Source organism: Bartonella grahamii subsp. shimonis, from assembly GCF_036327415.1.
Classification (GTDB): Bacteria; Pseudomonadota; Alphaproteobacteria; order Rhizobiales; family Rhizobiaceae; genus Bartonella; species Bartonella shimonis.
On record NZ_CP123961.1, the window covers coordinates 1,046,398 to 1,064,131 of the forward strand.

At 37.5% G+C, this 17,734-nt stretch carries 10 protein-coding genes and 1 pseudogene; 5 read left to right on the top strand and 6 right to left on the bottom strand.

Going from position 1 to position 17,734, the window contains the following annotated elements; translation table 11 throughout:
• Positions 1-195: 195 nt before the first annotated feature.
• Positions 196-510 (bottom strand): SH3 domain-containing protein, encoded by a 315-nt coding sequence (locus QHG57_RS04630; protein WP_330169564.1) that lies wholly within the window; start codon positions 508-510, stop codon positions 196-198.
• A gap of 325 nt (positions 511-835) precedes the next feature.
• Between QHG57_RS04630 and greA the strand changes: the two genes are divergently transcribed.
• Both greA and QHG57_RS04640 read left to right on the top strand, forming a co-directional pair.
• A complete protein-coding gene (gene greA / locus QHG57_RS04635) occupies positions 836-1,309 on the top strand; it encodes a transcription elongation factor GreA (RefSeq protein WP_330167322.1) in 474 nt (157 codons plus the stop codon).
• A gap of 17 nt (positions 1,310-1,326) precedes the next feature.
• Positions 1,327-2,384 (top strand): annotated as a pseudogene (locus QHG57_RS04640) (glycosyltransferase family 4 protein).
• A 1,231-nt stretch (positions 2,385-3,615) separates the two neighbouring features.
• Here QHG57_RS04640 and QHG57_RS04645 read toward each other — a convergent pair.
• The gene (locus QHG57_RS04645) at positions 3,616-5,010 is read right to left on the bottom strand and encodes a TrkH family potassium uptake protein (RefSeq protein ID WP_330167324.1); all 1,395 of its coding nucleotides are present in this window, start codon (positions 5,008-5,010) and stop codon (positions 3,616-3,618) included.
• Between the two features lie 309 nt (positions 5,011-5,319).
• Between QHG57_RS04645 and trxB the strand changes: the two genes are divergently transcribed.
• Entirely contained in the window at positions 5,320-6,276 is a 957-nt protein-coding gene (trxB, locus tag QHG57_RS04650; RefSeq protein WP_330167325.1) for a thioredoxin-disulfide reductase, read from the top strand.
• 42 nt (positions 6,277-6,318) lie between these two features.
• Complete coding sequence (locus tag QHG57_RS04655; RefSeq protein WP_330167326.1) at positions 6,319-7,224, top strand: LysR family transcriptional regulator; 906 nt, start codon at positions 6,319-6,321, stop codon at positions 7,222-7,224.
• Between the two features lie 1,136 nt (positions 7,225-8,360).
• Here the strand turns inward: QHG57_RS04655 and QHG57_RS04660 are convergent.
• From QHG57_RS04660 to carB, 3 genes are all read right to left on the bottom strand, one after another.
• Positions 8,361-9,563 (bottom strand): pyridoxal phosphate-dependent aminotransferase, encoded by a 1,203-nt coding sequence (locus tag QHG57_RS04660; RefSeq protein WP_330167327.1) that lies wholly within the window; start codon positions 9,561-9,563, stop codon positions 8,361-8,363.
• A 321-nt stretch (positions 9,564-9,884) separates the two neighbouring features.
• The gene (locus tag QHG57_RS04665; RefSeq protein ID WP_012754908.1) at positions 9,885-10,094 is read right to left on the bottom strand and encodes a cold-shock protein; all 210 of its coding nucleotides are present in this window, start codon (positions 10,092-10,094) and stop codon (positions 9,885-9,887) included.
• A 246-nt stretch (positions 10,095-10,340) separates the two neighbouring features.
• A complete protein-coding gene (gene carB / locus QHG57_RS04670) occupies positions 10,341-13,826 on the bottom strand; it encodes a carbamoyl-phosphate synthase large subunit (RefSeq protein WP_330167328.1) in 3,486 nt (1,161 codons plus the stop codon).
• A gap of 815 nt (positions 13,827-14,641) precedes the next feature.
• Here carB and QHG57_RS04675 point away from each other — a divergent pair.
• The gene (locus QHG57_RS04675) at positions 14,642-15,166 is read left to right on the top strand and encodes a methylated-DNA--[protein]-cysteine S-methyltransferase (RefSeq protein ID WP_330169565.1); all 525 of its coding nucleotides are present in this window, start codon (positions 14,642-14,644) and stop codon (positions 15,164-15,166) included.
• Here QHG57_RS04675 and QHG57_RS04680 read toward each other — a convergent pair.
• A complete protein-coding gene (locus QHG57_RS04680) occupies positions 15,163-17,484 on the bottom strand; it encodes a sensor histidine kinase (protein ID WP_330167330.1) in 2,322 nt (773 codons plus the stop codon). The two genes, QHG57_RS04675 and QHG57_RS04680, sit on opposite strands and share 4 nt — an antisense overlap.
• Between the last annotated feature and the right edge of the window lie 250 nt (positions 17,485-17,734).

Consider the following 17,734-nt stretch of genomic DNA (forward strand, 5'->3'; position numbering starts at 1 on the left):
TACGACAACAGCAAAATGTTATTGAACAGATTTATTTTGGTTTATTGGAGTTTTCATTAGGATATTGACCAAGTTTTTTCTATGAGACAAATTCTTCGAAGTGTTTCTTTAGAGGAGGCATATTTGTGGTTGTTCGTGGGCACTATTGCATTTTTGCCATGATGATATTTAAGAGGGTATAGGTTATTATGGCGGTTATGGAGAATAATCGGTACGTTTGGGCACTAAAGACATTGTATATGTGTGATAAAGATCATTTCCATCTTTAAATGAAAGATAACGAGATGACACCCAACCTATTTGAGTGTTATATCGGATATGGCACCAATTCCCTTCACAGTTTTTAACAAAAACCAATTCCCCAGCAGAGATTAAACCGCAAAGTGCATACTGAGTGCTGGGACCTGTTCTAAAATTAAGATTTCTCGTCACAAAAGCATCTGCAGCTTCAGACACTGTTGTGGCTAAAAAGAAAGAGCCAAACATAAAAAAAATGACGATTTTTTTCATTTTTCTGTAGAGATTTTCTATCCTTCTCTCTTCGTATCCCATATGATTTCTTTTGCTAGATTATGATAAAACAGAAAAAAATACAATTCTTTCTTCTTTATGACACTTTAAAGAAAAGAATGAAGCTTAACGTTTTAAACACCAAAATGAGATGTTTTAATCATTATTTGTGCATGTTTTGTTTCCTTTATTTATTTTTGTATGGAAAATAGCGATACTGTACTATATAATAAAAAAGATCGTAGTTTTCGGATTCCAAAAGTAATTTTGGAAGCCGTTTTTTGTATTTTTATTAAACCTTCCGTGTAATAGAAAGGGACGGATTATGGAAAAAGTTCCGATGACTACAGCTGGTTTTGAGAGTCTTAAAGAGGAGTTGCGTTGGCGTCAACAACAAGAGCGTCCGCGAATTATTGAAGCAATTTCTGAGGCGCGTGCACATGGTGATTTATCAGAAAATGCTGAGTATCATGCAGCTAAAGAAGCTCAAAGTCATAATGAGGGGCGTATAAATGAGCTTGAAGATTATATCGCACGAGCAGAAGTTATAGATGTCTCGCGTCTTTCAGGCGACAAAATAAAATTTGGAGCAACTATTAAACTCTTGGATGAGGATACTGAAGAGAAAAAGGTTTACCAGATCGTTGGTGACCAAGAAGCTGACGTAAAAACTGGTAAAATCTCTATTTCTTCGCCTATTGCACGTGCACTCATTGGCAAGCAAGAAGGTGATGTGATTGAGGTGAATGCACCCGGTGGTGCGCATAATTACGAGATCATTAAGGTTCAGTACATCTAAATAACATATGGATTATTATGCGTGTATCTTTGGATGAAACTGAGATTATTGCGCCTCACTTTAAAAGGCGTTTATCGGGAGTAACATCTACGATTATTCAGCTTATTCCACTGCAACGCGAACAGGGTGTGCGTATATCCACTTTTGGGTTTGGTTTACCACAAACTTTGCTGGCTCTTTCCTTTAGAGACCTTTTCGGACTTTGGAAAAGTCCGAAGGCTAAACCATTTCGTATTTGGCATGCACGACGCAATATTGAGATGCTTTGTGGGATCTTTTTGCGCGATATCTTGAAAATGAAGCTAAAACTCATCTTTACTTCGGCATCTCAACGTCATCACAAACCTTTTACTAAGTGGTTATTGTGCCGTATGGATAAGGTTATTGCTACCAGTACACATACGGGCGCTTATCTGGAAGTGCCTCATAAGGTTATTATGCATGGGGTGGATATTAGGCGTTTTACTCCACCACAGACTCTTGATGACTGCTTTTCTTCGATAGGATTTCCTGGAAAATATGCGGTAGGATGTTTTGGACGTCTGCGCTATTCAAAGGGTACTGATTTGTTTGTGGACGCAATGATAACATTATTGCTCCGCTATCCTGAGTGGACAGCACTTATTGCTGGTCGGACTGCAGAACAGCATTATGGTTTTGAAAAGAAATTACGACAGAAGGTTGCTGAAGCTGGTTTAAATGACCGCATTATTTTCCTTGGTGAGATTTTGGACATTCCTGTGTGGTATCGCCGTCTGTCGCTTTATGTAGCACCTTCTCGTACAGAAGGTTTCGGTTTAACACCATTAGAAGCAATGGCATCACAGGTTGCGGTTGTAACGAGTGACGCAGGAGCTTATAACGAATTGGTAGCAAAAGGAACAGGAACGGTTATTCAAGCAGGAGATGGAGCGGCTTTAACAGCAGCAATTGAACCTTATTTTGCTGATGTAGAAAAAACATTGGCAGCCGGAAAGAAAGCTTTAACCCATGTTCGTACTCACTTTCCTTTGGAAAAGAGGCAGCCGAGATTGAAAATGTTTACAAAGAACTATTTGCGGAAAAAACACTTTGATATGATATCGAAAATCTTCTTGAGAAATGATAAAAAGTATTTTCCTTAAAGGTTTTTCATAGTCATCAAGAAAACTAGCTCAATGGTATAAAAGTTATTTTACAAAATTTATATTGTCTTTAGTAGAACGCTATAAGAAGTTCTCAAAATTTTGGCTAAAAGATTAAAAATGTATACGCTTGAGAGCGCTATGTGGTTTATGATAAAGCATAATAGGAGAGAGGAAAGCTACTTTCATTCAGTGATATTTTAGAATAAGAAAATAATGCTTTAACTCAAGTCTAGAGATTCATGCACTATCTTATACGGTGTTGTACTGGTATTGTTCATTTTGTAAAACTTAAATAGATAGCAAAAAACGTTTCCTTGTCTTAAAAAGATAATGATGGTATCTCCATAGATGAAATAGTCGTACATATTATTCAATAAATTCATAATAAGATGGATCTAAGATCAATATTATATATAATATGATTTTTATAGATAATTCACCTTTTCAATTTGAATAAGAGCTTTGAGTACCGTAAGATTTTCTCATGTCAAATCTGTTGATATTAAATCCATGAGAGCTATCCTTTTGCATATCAAAATTGGAAGAAGGCATGTGGTGGATAAAAGCTGTTGAAGACAAGGTGTAAAGAGATTTCTTATAAATTGTCTGAAATGCAGGCTGTTACGACATTAACAGAAAGAAAATAGTATGGTGATACTAATTTATATCTTATTTTGCAGTACAAACTTGCACCTTATTATTATTTAAGTGAAATTGATGGTGCCCATTTTATATTTTTCATGAGGGTTATCGTAAAATGGGGGTGATGAATATTGTGAGATGTTTTTTTACAAGCTTGTGAATTCGTAATATAATAGCGTTTAATTTTCTATAAGGATGTAACTCTATTAAAGAGAAAAAACATTTTTATCAGCAAATATTCATATTTTGGGCATGAGAGATTATTCGTAAAAAAGGATGTTTTATGCGTCCACTTTATTTGATAAAGAAGATCAATAAAGTGAAGTTCTATATGTTATGGCTTTGAAAGCTCTTGATATTTGATTATTTTTGTCGAATTATTTTTATATCAACTTTTATATCATTAATATGATGATTTGTATGAAATTTTAGGAAATCTTCAGTGGATTGAGTGAGGTGTGAATATTATGACGCATACTATTCACACCGTTTTATCTTGTAAAATTTTTATCATGGTAGAATAAAATGCTTTAAGCATTAGAATTGTTCACGCCAGAAAGCGGGAATAAAAAGGACGAATATTGTTATAATTTCAAGACGTCCAGCTAGCATTAGAAAACTTAAAATCCATAAAGCATTATCGTTGATTGTAGAGAAATTACCAGCGGGGCCAATAATATCTCCAAAGCCTGGACCAACATTTGAAAGTGCGGTTAAGACCCCTGTAAAGGCAGAGGTAAAGTCAAGACCGGTTGTAAGCAAAAGTGCCGTGCCGATAACAAGGCAAAACATATAAAGACAGACAAAAAACAAAACGGCTTGAGCAACATCGTTTGATATATTTGAGTGATCGTAGCGCGCCTTTACAACGACATTAGGAGAAAGAAGTTTTTCTATATTTGTTTGTGTAATACGCCAAAGAATAATGAGGCGATTGATTTTCATGCCACCAGAAGTAGAACCAGCACATCCGCCTGTAAAAGAAACAATGAAGAAAATTCCAAGCGCAAACGGTCCCCAAAGTTGATAATCTTCAGCGCTGTAACCTGTGGTGCTAATAATGGATGAAAGATGAAAAATGACATCAAGGAAAATCAAGTGGAAAGCGCGATGATCATAAAACCGTAGCCATGCCGCTAAAGCAAAGCTGAAAAGGAGAACGATATGGAGAAAAACAATCACTTGTGGGTCAAGGAAGCGTTTGGAGTGTCCAGGAAGGACTAATTTAACATAAAGTACGAAGGGCAAAGCAGAAAGCAACATGAAGATTGTTGAAATAATTAAGATGGCTGGTGTATCAGAAAAATAGCCAAAAGAAGCATCATGCGTTGAAAAACCAGCTGTTGCTACTGTACTCATTGCATGGTTAATGGCATCAAATAAACTCATGCCTGCAGTAAAATAAGAAAGCATACAAGCCAATGTGAGTCCAACATAAGCGATGATAATTCCGTTAGCAATTTGGTTGATGCGAGGCAATATTTTTTCAGATTTATCAGATGATTCCATATGAAAAAGTCGTACACCACCCACACGCAGTGAAGGCAAAAGCAAGAGGGCTAAACCGATAAAACCAATGCCCCCAATCCAGCATATAATAGAACGCCATAATAAAATACTTCGCGATAAATTATCAAGACCAGAAAGGACTGTGGAGCCTGTTGTTGTAATTCCAGAAACAGATTCAAAAATGGCTCCTGCTAGAGAAATGGGAAGAGGAGAAAGATAAAGAGGTAAGGCACCTACGATGCTTCCTGTTAGCCAAAGACAAACAGTGAGCATAAAGCCAAGTCGTGCTGAAAAACGACAAGTAGCTCCCTTAGTTGCTAAAAGAATCAGCGTTGCTAACATGGTAGTTATGGCACAAGAATAGAGAAAGGTTATCCAATTACGATTGTTGTCGTGCAAATCCACAAAAATTGGCAAAAGCATTGCTCCTCCCATGATTAACGCAAAACGTGCACAAACATTGATAATAAACTGAAAAATGACCGTTCCCTATCTTTGTATCTCTTTTTATTATGGTTTTGTGCCCATAAGAATTTACGTTTTTCTCTTTATAGGATAAAGATTAATTCTTAACCTTAGCATGCCTTGATGAATTGATAATCAGACCTTTTCATAAAACTTGAAAAGGAGTATGTATAACATAATTGAGGCTCTTGAAAAATGTTTTTTAAAAGGCTGCATTCCGTTATCGTTTACAGAATAATTAAGTTATAATAAAATAAAGGGGATTTAATGATACAATCGCATATTCGTCTGCTGATTATTGGCTCAGGTCCGGCTGGTTATACAGCGGCGATCTATGCAGCAAGAGCAATGCTTAAGCCGGTTTTGGTGACGGGCTTGCAGCAGGGTGGACAATTAACAATTACAACTGATGTTGAGAATTATCCAGGTTTTGCAGATCCCATTCAAGGACCATGGTTGATGGAACAAATAGCAAAACAAGCTGAGAATATGGGGACAAAAATTGTCTATGATACAATTATAAAGGCTGATTTGTTGAAGTATCCTTTTGTCTTATATGGGGATTCAGGAACACAATATTCTTGTGATGCACTGATTATTACAACAGGAGCTCAAGCGCGCTGGCTTGGTTTAGAAAGTGAACAGACCTTTATGGGCAGTGGTGTTTCCGCTTGTGCTACATGTGATGGCTTTTTTTACCGTGATAAGGACGTTATTGTCGTGGGAGGAGGAAATACGGCTGTTGAAGAAGCACTTTATTTATCGCATTTGGCTAAAAGTGTAAGTGTAGTTCATCGCCGAGATCATTTTCGGGCAGAAAAAATTTTGCAAGATAGGTTGCTTGCTTGCAAGAACGTACGTATTATTTGGGATCATGTGGTGGAAGAAATTATTGGTTTGCCAGCTCAAGATTCAATGGGGGCTGTTGTAACAGGGGCTCGTCTGAAAAATGTTAAGACAGGCCACGAGATGAAAGTGAATGCAGAGGGCATATTTATTGCCATTGGGCATGATCCTGCTGTTTCTCTGTTTGAAGGACAGTTGAAACAAAAACGAGGCGGTTATTTATGGACAGCACCGGACTCAACAGCGACAAGTATTGCTGGTGTTTTTGCTGCTGGGGATGTAACAGATGCAACATTTCGCCAAGCTGTAACAGCTGCGGGAAGAGGATGTATGGCAGCGTTGGAAGCAGAACGGTTTTTGGATATACCTAAGCGTTAGCAACTCATTGAGAACATAGAGAATCTAGAGGTAGAATTAATTGTGGCGCCACCGTTGGATTGGGATAAGTTAAGGATTTTTCACGCTGCAGCAGAAGCGGGATCTTTTACGCATGCTGCTCAAAAACTTCATTTATCTCAATCAGCCGTTTCACGACAGGTTTCGGCTTTAGAACAAGAGGTTGGGGTATCCTTATTTCAACGTCATGCGCGTGGTTTGATTCTTACAGAACAGGGAGAAACTCTTTATCGTACAGCTCATGATGTTTTGATGAAGCTTGAAAGTGTACGTTTGCAATTAAGTGAAAGCTATGCAAAACCAACGGGGCACTTGCGTGTGACCTCGACTTTTGGAATGGGGGCAGGGTGGATTGCAGAGCGTATGCCAGAATTTCTTAGTCTTTATCCTGATATGCAGGTTCAGCTTTTGCTTTCCGATGAAGAGCTTGATTTGACAATGTGTCATGCGGATTGTGCTGTTCGCTTACATCAACCCCAACAACCTGATCTTATACAAAGAAAACTCTTTACAATTCATATGCATGTTTATGCTTCGGAAAAGTATATTGCAAATTATGGAAAGCCAAAAAAATTGTCTGATCTCGATGAGCATCGTATTATTTCGTTCGGTGAGCCTGTCCCACCTTATTTGTCTGGTTTAAATTGGTTGGAAAAGGCTGGTAGAAGTGATGGATCATTGCGCGTTTCAGTTCTACAAATCAACAATATCATCTCAATAAAGAATGCGCTTATGCGTGATCTTGGGATTGCTGTGCTGCCTGATTATATCGTCAATAATGATGAGCATTTGGTGCGTCTTTTTCCTGATATGGTTGATATTCCTTCTTTTGATACTTTTTTTTGTTATCCTTATAATTTAAAGAATTTGGCAAGGTTAAATGCTTTTCGAGATTATATTTTTTTAAAAGCCCGTCAGTGGTCTTTTTAATATTAATGCCTTAATTTATAAGGAATAATTAACTGTTGTGCAACTTGAGATTCCCCTAATATTCTTTCGTTTCAAGTTTGCCCATATTGAATCAATTAAAACTATTCGTTGCACGTTAAAAGTGAAGGGAGGCCGCGTAGAGAAATCTTTTTGAAAAAAGTGATAAATGTTTTTTGTGAATGCTAGAAAATGTGAGGGTTCTTGTATATTGAAAACTGGACAATCGTGTGATGGTGTAGCTTACATCTTTATATTTAATTTAAAGAGAGTGCTACATGATGGAGACAAATTTAAAGCTATGTGTTTATTGCATAGCAGATACGCTTAAGTCTTTATTGTACTTTTTCTTATAAAATGACATAGAATATCATCTCTTGATTATGTTGCCTCCCATTGCATTTTCTTGAGTGTTCCCTTACGAAGATCTATCGGATTGATTTTATCTCTGAGGATTTTCCAAATTTGCCGGACATATGTCCGGCTTTTTTTTTATTTTTGAAAAAGTCCCTAGAAATTGCAATATATGGGAAGGTGATAAGGAAAAAATTTCGAAACTTGTGGATCCCCAACAATTTTTTAAGAATACTAAAATTCAATGAGGAGTTTGAGGGAGATCTATCCCATTGTACCATAAAAGTCTGTCTTTTAGAGGCGTGATATAAAATATTTAAAATATTATACATGAAGTGCTTTTTATTAGAGTGTGAGGTGAATATTTAAGGCAGCTCTTGTTTATAAAGCCTATCAAGTAGTTATTAGATAAAACTTAAAGGAAACTGGATTGTTTACATAACGGATGGGAGGTGGCTTCTTCTTCATTTTAGGACGAAGAAGAAGCCGAGAAATAGAAAAGATCTGATTATAAGGGCAATTGTGTTTAAAAGTGCTTGGTCTTTTTTAGAGTTATAAATTGAATAGAAAAAGCAGAATAGGCTTTTCACCTCTCATAATAATAGACCGATTCATTTATTTGATTGCTAGATTTTTTTGATCTTTATCTACAGCCCCTATTGTTGTGTTTATTCATGGATATTTTTGCGGAATCGATTGATTCAGACCATGATACAGCTTCTGATAATTTTTCGGATATACTGACATTCGGCAAAAAACGATCACAAGAGATGATATTAAAAATTTTAAATTAAACTGTTACAAAAGTGCTGTATACGTATACAAGCTTCTTCAAGTAATTCTTCTGATGTTGCATAAGAAATACGAAAAGTTGATCCAAGTCCAAAAGCAGATCCTTGGACGACAGCAACAGCTTCTGTTTCTAGAAGCGCTATGGTAAAGTCTTCATCATTCGTAATACATTGACCGTTAGGTGTTTTCTTTCCAATAAGTCCTGTGCAAGAAGGATAAACATAAAAAGCACCTTCGGGCGTTGGACAGTGAATGCCAGGAGCTTGGTTTAGCATAGAAACAACGAGATCACGGCGTGCTTGAAAAATACTTTTATTTTTAGCGATAAAATCTTGTGTCCCATTAAGTGCTTCAACAGCAGCCCATTGTGAAATGACACTTGTCCCAGATGTTTGCTGACCTTGAATGGTATCCATAGCTTTAATTAATTCTTGTGGTCCGCCTGCATAACCGATTCTCCATCCCGTCATCGCATAGGCTTTAGAAACACCATTCATTGTGAGTGTACGCTCATAAAGCGCTGGTTCTATTTGAGCTGGAGTAACAAAGGTAAAACCCTCATATGTGAGATGTTCATATATATCATCGGAAAGGATATAAACATGAGGATATTTTACTAAAACATCTGTGAGTTTTTTCAATTCATTGTGTGTATAAGCGGCACCTGATGGATTTGAAGGAGAGTTAAAGATGAACCATTTGGTTTTGGGGGTAATGGCAGCTTCTAGCTCTTGAGGTTGGAGTTTATAAGAAAATTCGGCTTTTGTTTCTAAAAAGACAGGCGTACCATCGTTGAGTGCAACCATTTCTGGATAACTAACCCAATAAGGGGATGGGATGATGACCTCATCTCCTTTATTCAAAGTTGCCATGAATGCATTAAAGAGAATTTGTTTTCCACCGGTACCAACAATAATTTGTTCTGGTTGGTAAAGAAGGTTATTTTCTCTTTTAAACTTTGCAGAAATTGCTTGGCGCAATTCTGGAATTCCAGATATGGGAGGGTATTTTGTTTCTCCTCTTCGAATAGCTTCAATGGCTGCGTTTTTGATATTGTCTGGGGTATCAAAGTCTGGCTCTCCAGCGCTTAAGGCAATAACGTTGCGCCCTAACATTTTTAAATGACGGGCTTTCTGGGAAGCAGCAATTGTTGCAGAAGGTTTGATGCGAGACAGTTTGTCGGCAATAAAAGCCATAATTAAAATCCTTATATTATATCAACAAATGGTTATTGCTTTAAGGATATTCTATAAGAGATTATATTGTATGCAATAAAAAACTTCTAAAATATTCTTACACGGGCTTTACGTTCTTCTTTTTTGAGATTTTTACAAGATAATCTCTTCTTAGATTTTATGAAAGTTTTAGAGGAAGGATAAGGGAGGTTTGATAAATTGTGCAAAGGAGATAAGCAATCTTTTATTTTAATAAGGTAAAATGATGCTTTATACAAAATAAAAAAAATCTTCGTCGTTACAGACGAAGATTTTTAAATAAAACATCGCAGAATTTAAATTTTAAAGGGCTGCAAGGTTGCCAGCGGCAAACTTTCCTGAACGACGATCTTGAAGAACATCATAAGAAATTTTTTGTCCTTCATTAAGACTGTTTAGACCAGAACGCTCAACGGCAGAAATGTGTACAAATACATCTGCACTACCATCACTAGGCTGAATGAATCCGAAACCTTTTGTTGTATTAAACCACTTAACTGTTCCTGTAGACATAGGAAACTCCTTAGAATATATAATTATATTGAGTATTGAAGCTTTCATTTCTTCAATACGGTTGTAGATCGAAATTAGGTGGGAGAAGTTTCGTCAAAAGTGCAGATTGCACAGGAAAGAAAGTCACGTAACCGAAAATTCGATAAAACTTCTATAAAAGTCTTTAGAACAAAAAGCAAGTCTTAATCAATTTTTATATAAAGAAAAAATAAGAAAACAGTGTACATTTTGCTGAGTAGCAAAAATTCAACTGAAATAACTTTGTAGTGAACGTACTTCAAGGCGCCTTTTTTTGAGTGCTTTGATTGCTTCTACGACGGCTTCGGCTCCAGCTATTGTTGTATAATAGGGAACATTTTGAATGAGCGCTGCATAACGTAATGATTTTGAGTCTGAGATGGCACTGGCAGTGCTAGTTGTATTAAAAATCAATTGAATTTGGCGATTGCGAATAGCATCTTCAATATGAGGGTGTCCCTCTAGAACTTTGTTGATTTTTTTTGCTTCAACGTGGTGTTCGGTGAGAAATTTTTGTGTTCCACTTGTGGCAACAATAGAAAAGCCAAGCTCAGTTAAACGTTTTACAGGATTTAAGATGCGTTTTTTATCTTCATCTTTTACAGAAACGAACAAAGTTCCCTCTTTAGGGAGTTTTACACCAGCTCCAAGTTGGGCTTTAGCAAAAGCAAGCGAAAATTCATAGTCAAGACCCATAACTTCACCAGTTGAGCGCATTTCTGGACCAAGAAGTGTATCAACACCTGAAAAACGAGCAAAAGGAAACACTGCTTCCTTGACGGCAATATGTTGTTTTTCCTGCAAAGAAGGTAATCCACCATAAGCTTGAAGAGCATCATGAAGCGTTTCTCCTGCCATAATACGTGCAGCCATTTTAGCAATAGGGCGACCAATCGTTTTTGCAACAAATGGGACAGTACGTGAAGCACGGGGATTGACTTCTAAGACATAAATGGTGTCATCTTTTATAGCATATTGTACATTCATTAAGCCGCGGACATAAAGTGCTTGTGCTAATGCTTTGGTTTGGCACTCTAATTCAGTAACTATTTTATTTGAGAGCGTATGGACTGGTAAAGAACATGCTGAATCACCAGAGTGGATACCAGCTTCTTCAATGTGTTCCATAATACCAACGATCAGTGTTTCTTTGCCATCACATAGACAATCAACGTCTACTTCAATTGCTTCTGTTAAATAGGTATCAAAGAGAAGCGGATTTTTACCAAGCAATATATTGATTTGTCCTATTGTATCGTTAGGATAACGGACTTTGATATCTTCTGAAATTAATTCAGGGACACTCTCAAGTAAATAATTTTGTAAGCTACGTTCGTCACGGATAATTTGCATAGCACGTCCTCCTAAAACATAAGAGGGACGTACAACCAATGGGAAGCCTAGTTCGTGGGCAATGAGACGTGCTTGTTCGATGGAGTGGGCAATACCATTTTGAGGTTGTGTTAAGTTAAGTTTAAATAACAGTTTTTGAAAGCGATCTCTATCTTCTGCTAAGTCGATAGCGTCAGGTGAAGTACCTAGGATGGGGATGTTGTGTTTTTCTAGAGCGCTTGCCAATTTCAAGGGTGTTTGTCCGCCAAATTGGACGATGACTCCAACCAAATCCCCTTTTTCTTGTTCTGCTTCTAAAATAGCGATAACATCTTCTGTTGTTAAAGATTCAAAATAAAGGCGATCAGAGGTATCATAGTCGGTTGAAACTGTTTCAGGATTGCAGTTAATCATAATCGCTTCAAAGCCTGCATCACGCAGTGCAAAAGCAGCGTGGCAGCAACAGTAATCAAATTCAATACCTTGCCCAATGCGGTTTGGTCCACCGCCTAAAATAGCGATTTTTTTGCGTTCAGAAACGTGTGCTTCCGAGTGCTCTACACCTGCGAAGGGAACTTCATATGTTGAATACATATAGGCTGTAGGAGAAGAAAATTCAGCGGCACAAGTGTCAATCCGTTTGAATACGTGTTTAACATTCAGTGATTTGCGTAAAGCGGCAATATCATCGGGTTCTTTTCCGGTAAGGGAGGCTAATCGTGCATCTGAAAAGCCCATAGCTTTTAACATACGTAAGTTATCTGCGTCTTGAGGTAATCCATGAATGCGGATACGCTGCTCCATTTCAATGATGGAGGCTATTTGTTCTAAAAACCACGGATCAATTTTGCTAATTTGGTGAATCTCATTTAAGGGTAAGCCTGTGCGTATGGCTTGAGCAATATAGCGTAGACGATCAGGGCTTGGTATGGCAATAGCTGAGCGTATAGAACTTTTTTCATCACCTTCAGCATGCTCTGGAATCACAATTTCATCAAGACCCGTAAGTCCTGTTTCAAGTCCACGGAGTGCTTTTTGTAACGATTCTTGAAAAGTGCGTCCAATTGCCATGACTTCTCCTACAGATTTCATCGCAGTTGTGAGGACAGGTGATGAACCAGGAAACTTTTCGAAGGCAAAACGAGGAATTTTTGTCACAATATAGTCAATAGAAGGTTCAAATGATGCTGGTGTTGCACCACCCGTGATATCATTTTTTAATTCATCAAGTGTATAACCAACAGCCAGTTTAGCTGCTACTTTGGCAATGGGAAACCCCGTTGCTTTTGAGGCAAGCGCTGAAGAGCGAGAAACACGCGGATTCATTTCAATAACAATGAGGCGCCCATTTTCAGGATTGACAGCGAACTGTACATTGGATCCCCCCGTTTCAACACCAATTTCACGCAAAACAGCAATCGAAGCATTACGCATACATTGATATTCTTTATCTGTTAAGGTGAGAGCTGGTGCTACAGTGATCGAATCACCGGTATGAATCCCCATTGGATCAATGTTTTCAATAGAACAAACAATGATACAGTTATCGTTCTTATCACGAACAACTTCCATCTCATATTCTTTCCACCCTAAAACACTTTCTTCAATTAAAACTTCTGTTGTAGGCGAAGCTTCAAGACCGCGTTCGATAATTTCATAAAATTCAGAACGGTTGTAAGCAATTCCACCACCGGTTCCACCAAGGGTAAATGAAGGACGAATAATAGCTGGAAGTCCAACAACATCAAGAGCTTGAACTGCTTTTGCTGTTGCATGAGCGATATAATGTTGTTTGCGATCAGCTTCGGTATGTCGCCAGTTACGCTCAAGTTCTTCGAGTGCTTTGTCAAGTACAGCACCAGAAAGTTTTGCTTTAAGTTCAGCACGCGTTTTTGCGTGCTGTCGGCGATTTTTTTCTTTTAGTTCTGTTGCATTGGCTAACATAGAGCGTGGCGTTTCCAAACCGATTTTTGCCATCGCTTGGCGGAATAAAGCACGATCTTCGGCCTTATCAATAGCATCAGCATTGGCCCCTATCATTTCTACATGATAGCGGTCTAAAATACCCATACGCTTTAATGATAAAGCAGTATTGAGGGCTGTTTGTCCTCCCATAGTGGGCAAAAGGGCATCGGGACGTTCGTGGGCAATAATTTTGGCAACTATTTCAGGAGTAATGGGCTCTATATAAGTTGCATCAGCTAGATCTGGATCTGTCATAATCGTGGCAGGATTAGAATTTACCAAAATAATTCGATAACCTTCTTCTTTTAATGCTTTACAGGCTTGTGTGCCTGAATAATCAAATTCACATGCCTGACCAATGATAATAGGTCCTGCTCCGATGATAAGAATAGATTTTATATCTGTGCGTTTGGGCATGGCTTTTTCCTATGACAAATATCTGTACGTGATGCGGGCAAAATATTTCAGTTCTGAGGCTACAGTCATTTTATAAGTTAAGTGACAAAGAAAGTAAGCACTAAAATACCTTTTCCATGCTTTTTTCATAAAATTGAAGATAAATTTCTTTTTTGAGTTGAGTCATCTCATCAGTATATCAAAAGTATGACTTTTGATAAAAAAATAATAATAGTGCTTCAACAAATTAGAATATTCAAGCATACTGTGGAGAATAAAAAGCCGGAACATCTTTCCAATTCGTTGCCACATATTTTGTGTTTTATGATGTTGTTTGCCTAAGAGAGTGCATGCTTTTTCTGTTGCTTGTAAAACATAAGCCATTATTTATGTTTCAATGGGATTTCGTAAAATAAAATGGGAAGTTTATCGTGTTATTCCGTAAAATATTGCTGTTTAGAACTGTGATATAAGGTATGAAATTTTACCACATTAAGGTGTTTTTTGTTTAGAGTATATGATAGAACTCAGGGCAGGATTTGTCTGTAAAGAGCTTATGAAATAAACCATATGGAAATCATTTCAGTTGGAATCTGTTAGATAAAAAGCAAGATTGTTGATAGATCGGCTCTGGTCGAAGTTTTGGTTCTTTAGGGTAGGACGAAAGCCAATCTATGTATGTTCTCATTTCATAAAAGGGTAAGAGTGTATTTTAATACAATGGCTAAGGAGATAATTTCAGAATGATCTTGTTTGTTTTTAAAAGATAGTGATTATTCTCCCCTTTATTTTATGAATGATGTTCAAAACTTTTTTAGAATATAAAGAAGGCTAAAATGCTGGACATTTCCCAAACAAGAATATTCTGTCTGAAAGATGTATCAATAGGAAAGCTTTTGGTGGCTAGGTCTCAAAAAGGGATTTGTCATATAGCGTTAGGAGACACTATAGAGCAATTATTACAGGGGGTTATGATACGCTTTGACAATGCACAACAAATTGTAGGTGACAATACATTTAAGAGAGAAGTTGCTCATATTATAGCTATGATAGAAACACCTAGGTTGGTAAAAAAATATAATTTTCCCTTAGATATAAATGGTACAGTTTTTCAACGACAAGTATGGGCAGTATTATGTGATATACCATGTGGTGAAACAATTTCATATGAAGTCTTAGCGCACCGTATTGGTATACCAAGCGCTTTTCGTGCCGTTGCTAATGCGTGTGCACGTAACGAATTGGCTGTTATCATTCCTTGTCATCGTGTTGTGCGTAAAAATGGTTTTATTTCAGGGTATCGTTGGGGGGACAAACGAAAACAGATTTTGCTACAACGAGAACAAAATGGAAAAATTTAACTTTGTGTGATGGGCATTATAATCGTTACAGTTGTTCCTTTCATTTCTTTTGAAGTAATTTCAAGTTTTCCTTTGTGGAGTTCTAGCAAGGAGCGTGAAATGGCTAAGCCAAGACCTGAGCCCGTGTGAGATTTAGTAAGCTGATTTTCAACTTGTTCAAAAGGCTGCCCAAGTTTTTTTATTGCTGATTGGGGAATACCAACACCTGTATCTGTAATTTTAAAAATAAGGTTGTTTTTTCTCTTAAAAGCACAGACATCAATATTTCCGCCAGAAGGCGTAAATTTAACGGCATTAGAGATGAGATTAAGGAAAATTTGTTTCATTGCACGACCATCAACTTCAGCATGAAGTTCTGGGATAATGTTTGTTATAACAACAATATTTTTTTCTTGAGCTTGAGGCGTTAGTGTTCGTACTGCTTCACTAATGATGGGCTCAAGATCGGTATTTTTACAATCAAGCGTAAATCTTCCAGCTTCGATTTTTGACATATCAAGGATGTCGTTGATAAGGGTTAGAAGGTGAGTTCCTGAATTGTAAATATCATGCATATATTCCTTATAGCGTTGTGAACCAAGAGGGCCAAAAGTCGATTGCAACATGATATCTGAAAAACCGAGAATAGCATTCAGTGGCGTACGCAACTCATGAGACATATTGGCTAAAAATTCTGATTTAGCCTTATTAGCACTTTCGGCGCGCTCTTTTTCTGCTTTCAAACTTTTATTAAGTTTTTCAACTTCTGTTGCGCGTTGTTGAGCACTTCCTCGCGCGCGCTTGAGTTCTTGAATGAAAGAAAAAAGACGCCTTTCACTGTCCTCAAACTTTTCCTGTTGTTGTTTAAGCTCAGAAATGTCAGTACCAATACAAACCAATCCTCCGTCTTGGGTTCGCCGTTCATTAATTTTGAGCCAACAACCATCTGCCGTTTGGCGAATACTGGTTAAGTTACCAGTACCATCATCTTTAAGGGGATATTCACTGATAGGAGGGCGTGCCATGGCTTCGACAGTTGCACGTTGGATACCTGATTGTAGAATTTGTTTAGGAATAGCGGCATATTCGCAAAATTTACTGTTAGACATGACTAAACGTCCTTCTGAATCCCACAAGACGAAAGATTCTGAAATGTTTTCAATCGCATCACGGATACGAAGGTCGGCTTGCGCTGTTTGTTCAGCCAATTGTTGCTGTTCACTAATATCGAAGGAAATACCAACCAAATGGGGTTCTTCTTCTTCAGTAACTTCAGCACGAATGCGCATCCAGACATAATGGCCATCGGCATGGCGCATGGGAACGTTAATATCGATATGCTTTTTTTGGCCTGCCATTAATTCTTGAGCAAGATCAAAAAAATTTGCATCATTCGGATTTATAATGGCGCTAATTTGGGAAATTGAGAGCAATGCATCTTGAGGGACATAACCGAGCATTTCGTACATTGCTCGTGACCAGTAGACGCGCCCACTTGCCATATTCCAATCCCATAGTCCACAACGCCCACGCATCATTGCCATATCAATACGGTTTTGAATTTTTTCTGAAACAAGATCCGTTTTGCGTGCTCGTAAAAGTTGATTATAATAAGCATAAAGAAGAGCGAGGATAACGCCACTAGTTCCAATGAACAGGGTTATATTTAATGAGAGAATTTTTCGCCATTCCATGGCGCTATCTTGCATCTTTTCGCTAATGAATACGCCATATTGCCCATTTTCTGTTTGGTGAAATGAAGCAAGAGCAGGGGCATCTTTTCCTATTGTGATTTTCATAATTCCAATGTGCTGTCCAAGAGATTGTAAAGCAATGCTGTCAGAGATAAAATCTTGCAAAGGTTTTTCTAAAGCAATCTCTGAACTGGATGAAGCCAAGACATTTCCTTCTTGATTAACAATGGCGATCAGAGTGCTAGGATTAATAAGACCTTGATTACGAAAAGTGGTGAGGATATTTTGCAAATGACTATGAGAAAGGGCAGAGACTTTTCCTTTCTGAGAAACAGCCAATAAGTCATGATTAATTGTGTTGGTAATATGAGAAGCTAAGAGAGTGATGGTAGAACGCGTGTTCTTATCAATTGTGTTACGCCAATCATAGAGTGATACAAAACGAATTGATGCAAGTACAATAAGAAATGCTACAATGACAAATGGAAGTGAGCGACGCAACCAAGGTTCAATAAAGAGAAGCTTTTGATAGGCAGAGTCAGGAAGCAGATGAATACGTTTTTTCTGCGCTTTATGACCTGGAGCGCTGGATTTTGAATCAGCATATATCTCCCTTGGCGCATTATATGCGTCCAATTTAGCCATCTCTTGTTCCTTTAATTCCGGAATAATGTGATTTAAAAACTGCTTCGATATTCATAGTAACCCCATCGAGTGCAATGAATCAAAACAGGAGTCTTCTGTCCAGTCTTTTTTTAAAAAAAATAATTTTACTTCTATGAACTTGGAATATGAAAAGGACAAGGCACTTTAAACATGATCTATAAACAGGCTTAGATTACCTGTTTATAGGTTTAACGATGATCGAATAGTTTATATAATTTATTTTGAAAAA

What these genes read in the sequence shown, in the direction of transcription:
- QHG57_RS04630 (WP_330169564.1), bottom strand. Translation starts at nt 510, where the DNA reads ATGAAAAAAATCGTCATTTTTTTTATGTTTGGCTCTTTCTTTTTAGCC.
- greA (WP_330167322.1), top strand. Translation starts at nt 836, where the DNA reads ATGGAAAAAGTTCCGATGACTACAGCTGGTTTTGAGAGTCTTAAAGAG.
- QHG57_RS04645 (WP_330167324.1), bottom strand. Translation starts at nt 5,010, where the DNA reads ATGCTTTTGCCAATTTTTGTGGATTTGCACGACAACAATCGTAATTGG.
- trxB (WP_330167325.1), top strand. Translation starts at nt 5,320, where the DNA reads ATGATACAATCGCATATTCGTCTGCTGATTATTGGCTCAGGTCCGGCT.
- QHG57_RS04660 (WP_330167327.1), bottom strand. Translation starts at nt 9,563, where the DNA reads ATGGCTTTTATTGCCGACAAACTGTCTCGCATCAAACCTTCTGCAACA.
- QHG57_RS04665 (WP_012754908.1), bottom strand. Translation starts at nt 10,094, where the DNA reads ATGTCTACAGGAACAGTTAAGTGGTTTAATACAACAAAAGGTTTCGGA.
- carB (WP_330167328.1), bottom strand. Translation starts at nt 13,826, where the DNA reads ATGCCCAAACGCACAGATATAAAATCTATTCTTATCATCGGAGCAGGA.
- QHG57_RS04675 (WP_330169565.1), top strand. Translation starts at nt 14,642, where the DNA reads ATGCTGGACATTTCCCAAACAAGAATATTCTGTCTGAAAGATGTATCA.
- QHG57_RS04680 (WP_330167330.1), bottom strand. Translation starts at nt 17,484, where the DNA reads ATGGCTAAATTGGACGCATATAATGCGCCAAGGGAGATATATGCTGAT.